General features: G+C 73.3%; 8 protein-coding genes. 3 read left to right on the top strand and 5 right to left on the bottom strand.

The features are described from left to right. Both AB0E96_RS38045 and AB0E96_RS38040 read left to right on the top strand, forming a co-directional pair. The coding region (locus tag AB0E96_RS38045; protein WP_359830962.1) for an LCP family protein at window positions 1-1,074 on the top strand (1,074 nt) is incomplete at its 5' end. Window positions 1,075-1,112: 38 nt separating this feature from the next. Next, window positions 1,113-1,583, top strand: coding sequence for a hypothetical protein (locus AB0E96_RS38040; protein ID WP_359830960.1), 471 nt, complete (start codon window positions 1,113-1,115; stop codon window positions 1,581-1,583). A 32-nt stretch (window positions 1,584-1,615) separates the two neighbouring features. Here the strand turns inward: AB0E96_RS38040 and AB0E96_RS38035 are convergent, their stop codons facing one another. Beyond that, on the bottom strand, window positions 1,616-2,191 hold the full coding sequence (locus tag AB0E96_RS38035) for a hypothetical protein (RefSeq protein WP_359830958.1): 576 nt from the start codon (window positions 2,189-2,191) through the stop codon (window positions 1,616-1,618). 276 nt (window positions 2,192-2,467) lie between these two features. Beyond that, window positions 2,468-2,962, bottom strand: a complete 495-nt coding sequence (locus AB0E96_RS38030; protein WP_359830957.1) for a peptidylprolyl isomerase — start codon at window positions 2,960-2,962, stop codon at window positions 2,468-2,470. Window positions 2,963-3,179: 217 nt separating this feature from the next. On the opposite strand from AB0E96_RS38030, the gene AB0E96_RS38025 reads away from it, so the two are divergent. Then, complete coding sequence (locus AB0E96_RS38025) at window positions 3,180-3,563, top strand: MerR family transcriptional regulator (protein WP_359830955.1); 384 nt, start codon at window positions 3,180-3,182, stop codon at window positions 3,561-3,563. 125 nt (window positions 3,564-3,688) lie between these two features. Here AB0E96_RS38025 and AB0E96_RS38020 read toward each other — a convergent pair whose 3' ends face one another. The 3 genes from AB0E96_RS38020 to AB0E96_RS38010 form a co-directional block, all read right to left on the bottom strand. Then, window positions 3,689-4,342: a methyltransferase domain-containing protein gene (locus AB0E96_RS38020; RefSeq protein ID WP_359830953.1), complete on the bottom strand. Its 654-nt coding sequence runs from the start codon at window positions 4,340-4,342 to the stop codon at window positions 3,689-3,691. A gap of 101 nt (window positions 4,343-4,443) precedes the next feature. Continuing rightward, window positions 4,444-4,932 (bottom strand): GNAT family N-acetyltransferase, encoded by a 489-nt coding sequence (locus AB0E96_RS38015; RefSeq protein WP_359830951.1) that lies wholly within the window; start codon window positions 4,930-4,932, stop codon window positions 4,444-4,446. A gap of 50 nt (window positions 4,933-4,982) precedes the next feature. Continuing rightward, a partial coding sequence (locus AB0E96_RS38010) for an acyl-CoA dehydrogenase family protein (RefSeq protein ID WP_132919430.1) occupies window positions 4,983-5,076 on the bottom strand: 94 nt, incomplete at its 5' end.

The raw sequence follows: 5,076 nt of genomic DNA, 5'->3' as shown, positions 1-5,076 counted from the left end.
GCCGGCGAGGCGCGCGGCGGCTCAGACGCCGGTGCTCGACCCCGGGCGGATGACCATGAGCGCCCGGCCGGCACCCCGGCCCGGCGCTGGCCCCGTCGGCGGATCGTGAAGTGGTCGGTCTTCGGCGTGCTGATCGCCGTCATGGTGACCGCCGTCTCCACCTGGTTCTGGGCGGACTCCAAGCTCAACCACGAGAACGTGCTCGCCGACTACCCCGGGCGCCCGGCCGCGGGCAAGGGCACCAACTGGCTGATCGTCGGCTCCGACAGCCGCCAGGGCCTCACCGAATCCGAGCAGGACGACCTGCACACCGGGCACGACACCGAGGGCAAGCGCAGCGACTCGATGATGATCCTGCACGTCGGGGACGGCGGGAACACCCTGATGAGCATCCCGCGCGACTCCTGGGTGCCGATCCCCGAGCACCCGGGCAGCAACGGCAAGCCGGTCAAGGGCACCACCGCGAAGATCAACTCGGCTTTCGGCAACGGCGGCGGCCGCCTGCTGGTCCAGACCGTCGAACAGAACACCGGCATCCGGATCGACCACTACGCCGAGATCGGCTTCGGCGGCTTCGTCGGCATCGTCGACTCGATCGGCGGCGTCGAGATGAAGATCGACCAGGACATCCAGGACAAGGACTCCGGGCTCGACCTCAAGGCCGGCGACCAGACCCTCACCGGCAAGCAGGCCCTCGCCTTCGTCCGCCAGCGCCACCAGATGGCCGACCAGGACCTCGGCCGGATGCGCAACCAGCAGAAGTTCCTCGGCGCCCTGGCCCACCAGGCCGCCTCCCCGGGCAACCTGGTGAACCCGTTCACCTTCTACCCGCTGGTCGACTCCGCGCTCGGCACCCTGATCGTCGACGACGACTGCGGACTGACCGACCTCGGCTCGTTCTTCCTCGCCATGAAGGACGTCAACGGCGGCGGCGGCAAGTCGGTGACCGTCCCGATCGGCAACCCGGACTACCGGACCAAGACCGGCGAGTCCGCCGTGCTGTGGGACGCCAACAAGTCCAAGCAGGTCTTCGACGCCTTCAAGAACGACACCGCGGTGCCGGAGTTCAAGTAGTCGGCGACTTCGCGTGACGGCACCGCCACAATGAGTGGATGTCACTCGTCACCGCACTGATCCGGCGCCGCCGCCACCGCCTCCTGGGCCGTCTGGTCCAGGAGGCGCTCGCGCTCTACGGCATGGAGGTGCCCGCCGCCTGCGAGATCGGGCCCGGGCTGATGGTCTTCCACCGCGGCTTCGGCACCGTGCTGCACCCGTACACCACCCTCGGCGCCGGCGTGACGCTCTACAACGGCGTGACCATCGGCCGGGCCGACCCGTGGGTGCCGCAGGAGGAGAGCGCGATGCGGCGGGTGGTGGTCGAGGACGGGGCGGTGCTGTGCGCGGGCGCCAAGGTGGTGTGCAAGGAGGGCGTACTGACCGTCGGCGCGGGCACCGTCGTCGGGGCCAACGCGGTGCTCACCCGCTCGACCGGGCCCGGGGAGATCTGGGCCGGCGCACCGGCCCGCAAGGTGGGGACGCGGGCGGGCGCCTGGGGCCCCGCGCCGGTGCCCAGCCCCTCCTGACCCCCGCGCGGTACGGCGGCGCGGCGGATCCCTCAGACGTACGGCAGCAGGCCGGTGCCGCACTCCGGGAAGCGGACCAGCCACTCCCCCTCGCCGCCGGCCGCCTCGGTGGCACCCGAGAAGCCGTAGTGGATCGGCTGCCCGTCGCAGCCCAGCCACCTCGCGTGGGTCAGCTGCACGGACAGCGAGGCCTGGCGGTGCGGGGCGGCGGCCGGGACGGTCGGTGCGGGCTGCTCCAGCACCAGCTCGTGCGCGGTCTCGCCCGGCCGGAAGGTCACCACGGTCTCGGTGCCCGGGCGGCGCGGGAAGGCGCCCGCCGGGTCCGTCCAGTACGCGGCGACCATCACCGCCAGGGTGCCGTCCAGGCTGCCGGTCTCCGGCCGCACGTACTCCTCGTCCGCGACCCAGCGGGCGTGGTGGCGGACCTCCTCCGGGCCCCAGCGCTCGTCCCAGCGCACCCAGTAGCCCGCCACCCGCTTGACGGTCATGCCCTCGCGGACGACCCGGACGGCGAACCGCGCCGGGCCGACCGGCTCGCAGCCGGCCAGGGAGACCACCGTCACCTGTTCGTAGGTCACCTCGCCGTCATCGGCGCCCTGCTCCGTCATCGCCCAACCACCTTGTCGCAGAGTCGAGTTCGGCCGCGGCTGGGTCCGCGTCCGATTCGAGCGTAGGGCCCGGCCGGAGGAAGGCCGTGAGATTGCCCGGTTCCGGCCCGGAGGGCGGCGCTCCGGGCTACCCTGCCCGCCGCACCCCGGCCGGCGGCGGCCACGGGTGCCGGGCGGGCCCGAGCCGGCGCGGAGCGGGCACGAAACCGCCCCGGAGCGGGAGGCCGGAAGGTCCGACGTCCCGCTCCGGGGCGGTGCGTGCCAGTGGTGCGGCGGTTACTGGACCTCGCCCGAGGCGGCGATGGTGATCTTGGCCGAGGTGCGGCCGCTCGGCGAGCCGAGGCCCTCGATCTTCTTGACCAGGTCCAGGCCCTCGACGACCTCGCCGAAGACGACGTGCTTGCCGTCCAGCCAGTCGGTGACGATGGTGGTGATGAAGAACTGCGAGCCGTTGGTGTTGCGGCCGGCGTTGGCCATCGACAGCAGACCCGGGCGGTCGTGCTTGAGCTGGAAGTTCTCGTCCGCGAACTTCTCGCCGTAGATGCTCTTGCCGCCGGTGCCGTTGTGGTTGGTGAAGTCACCGCCCTGGAGCATGAAGGCCGGGATCACGCGGTGGAAACCGGAGCCCGCGTAGCCGAAGCCGTTCTGGCCGGTGGCCAGCTCGCGGAAGTTCCGGGCGGTCTTGGGGACGACCTCGTCGAACAGCTTGAAGACGATCCGGCCGGCCGGCTCGTCGTTGATCGTGATGTCGAAGAAAACGTTGGAAGACATGCAGGGATCATGGCACGATCGCCTGTTCGGCGCGCGCCGCCCCCGGTCCGGCACGGTCGGACGCGGCTGTGTTATCCGGTGACCGACCTCGGGCCGGGGGCGCGAACCTACCCCCCGGTGCCGGCTCCGGGGCACACTGTGGAACGACGGCCGCGGCGGCACGACGCCCGGGGCCGGGGACGACCGGGGCGAAGGACGACGGGACGGGACGGACGGCATGCGGATCGGCGAACTGGCCCGGCGGACGGGCGTGAGCGAGCGCTCGCTGCGCTACTACGAACAGCAGGGCCTGCTGGCCGCCCGCCGCACCGACGGCGGCCACCGGGAGTATCCGGAGGCCGCCGTCGACCGGGTGGTGCACATCCAGGAACTGTTCGCCGCCGGGCTGCACAGCCGGACCATCTACAAGATCCTGCCCTGCATGCGGGACTCCGACGGCGGCCCGAACGAGGTCGCCACCCCGCTGCTGGTTGAGGAACTCACCGCGGAGCGCGAGCGGATCGACCGGACGATCAGCGATCTGCTGCGCTCCCGCGAGGTGCTGGACGAGGTGATCGCGACCGCCTCCGGGCTGCCGCCGTCCCCCTCCGAGGCCGCGTAGCGGTCCGCGGGTCCGGGGCGGCGTAGCGGTCCGCGGGTCCGGGGCGGCGTAGCGGTCCGCGGGTCCGGGGCGGCGTAGCGGTCCGCGGGTCCGGGGCCGCGCGGAGCCCGGCGCGGGAGCCCTCCTCAGGCCTTCGGCTTGCGGGCCAGCACATAGGCCTGCGGGGTCGGCTCCTCGCCCTCCGGCTCGCGGACCGTCCGGGAGGTGACCGCCAGCCCGGCCCCCCGGACCAGTTCCTCCACGCGCTCCGGCCGCAGCCGGCGGAAGTCCAGCGACACCGGGTGCCCGAAGGGCCGCTCCTGGCGCGAGGGCAGGTCGCCGACCTGGAAGGCGAGCATCAGGTGGCCGCCGGGGGCCAGCACCCGGGCGAACTCGGCGAACACCTCGGGAAGCCGCTCCGCCGGGGTGTGGATGATCGAGTACCAGGCCACCACGCCGGTCAACTCCCCGTCCGGGAAGGGGAGGTCGAGCATCGAGCCGACGCTGAACGGCACCTCCGGGTGGGCCTGCCGGGCCAGTTCGACCATCCGCGGGGAGAGGTCGACGCCCTGCACGTCCAGGCCGAGCCGGTGCAGCGGGCCGGTCATCCGGCCCGGGCCGCAGCCGAGTTCGGCCGTCCTGCCGTCCGGCCGCTCGGCGCGGACCAGGTCGGCGAAGAGCGCCAGCATCGCCCGGTCCATCGGCATGCGGTCCAGCGCGTCCCGGAAGAGGTCGGTGTACTCGGTGGCGACGGCGTCGTAGAACGCCCTGGTCTCGGTGAGGAAGCCCGGCTCGGTCATGGTGCCGGACCCTACCCGGCGGGTGCCGACGGGGGGTCGATCACGCCAACCGGCGCGCGGGGCACGGAAGACGAGGGCTGCCGGGCCCCCGGCGGCGCCGCTCAGCCGAGCGCCGGGAGGTCCCGTTCCGCGACGGCCTGGTCGCCGCTGGTCTCCCCGGTCGGCCGGAAGCCGAGGCGGGCGTAGAACTCCTCCGGGCCGCGCGGACCGGGGTGGTAGGTGACCGTCGCCCGCGTGCCGCCGCGCCGGCGGATCTCGGCGCAGACCCGCTCGACGGCGAAGCGGCCGTAGCCGCCGCGCTGCCGCTCGGCGTCGATCAGCAGCCGCCACAGGCCGGAGCGGGGGCGGTCGCCGGGGCGGCCGGGGTGGAAGGCGAGGTCGAAGAAGGCCATCACGAAGCCCACCGGCCGCCCGCCGTCCAGGATCAGCCGGGGCCAGGCCGTCTCCCCGTACGCGTACGCCTCGGCCAGCGACGTCGCCACCGGCGCCACCAGGCCCTCCTGGTCGGGGCGGACCCGCAGGGCGAGGGCGGCGTCGACGTTCTCGGGGGTGATCACGGCCAGGGCGGGCCCGGCGGGGGTGAGCGACATGGCGGGCAGCCTACGGAGCGCGGCCGCCCGCCGTCGCACGGTTTTCGGGGCTACGGGAGGTTGCGGGCCATCACGATCCGCTGGACCTGGTTGGTGCCCTCGTAGATCTGCGTGATCTTCGCGTCCCGCATCATCCGCTCCACC

It is taken from the genome of Kitasatospora sp. NPDC036755 (assembly GCF_040636595.1).
Classification (GTDB): Bacteria; Actinomycetota; Actinomycetes; order Streptomycetales; family Streptomycetaceae; genus Kitasatospora.
The sequence above is the reverse complement of the archived record's forward strand: the minus strand, read 5'-3'. Positions and strand labels throughout refer to the sequence as shown.

Excerpts from the sequence above, each read along its gene's own strand:
- AB0E96_RS38040 (WP_359830960.1), top strand. The coding sequence starts at position 1,113 with ATGTCACTCGTCACCGCACTGATCCGGCGCCGCCGCCACCGCCTCCTG.
- AB0E96_RS38035 (WP_359830958.1), bottom strand. The coding sequence starts at position 2,191 with ATGACGGAGCAGGGCGCCGATGACGGCGAGGTGACCTACGAACAGGTG.
- AB0E96_RS38030 (WP_359830957.1), bottom strand. The coding sequence starts at position 2,962 with ATGTCTTCCAACGTTTTCTTCGACATCACGATCAACGACGAGCCGGCC.
- AB0E96_RS38025 (WP_359830955.1), top strand. The coding sequence starts at position 3,180 with ATGCGGATCGGCGAACTGGCCCGGCGGACGGGCGTGAGCGAGCGCTCG.
- AB0E96_RS38020 (WP_359830953.1), bottom strand. The coding sequence starts at position 4,342 with ATGACCGAGCCGGGCTTCCTCACCGAGACCAGGGCGTTCTACGACGCC.
- AB0E96_RS38015 (WP_359830951.1), bottom strand. The coding sequence starts at position 4,932 with ATGTCGCTCACCCCCGCCGGGCCCGCCCTGGCCGTGATCACCCCCGAG.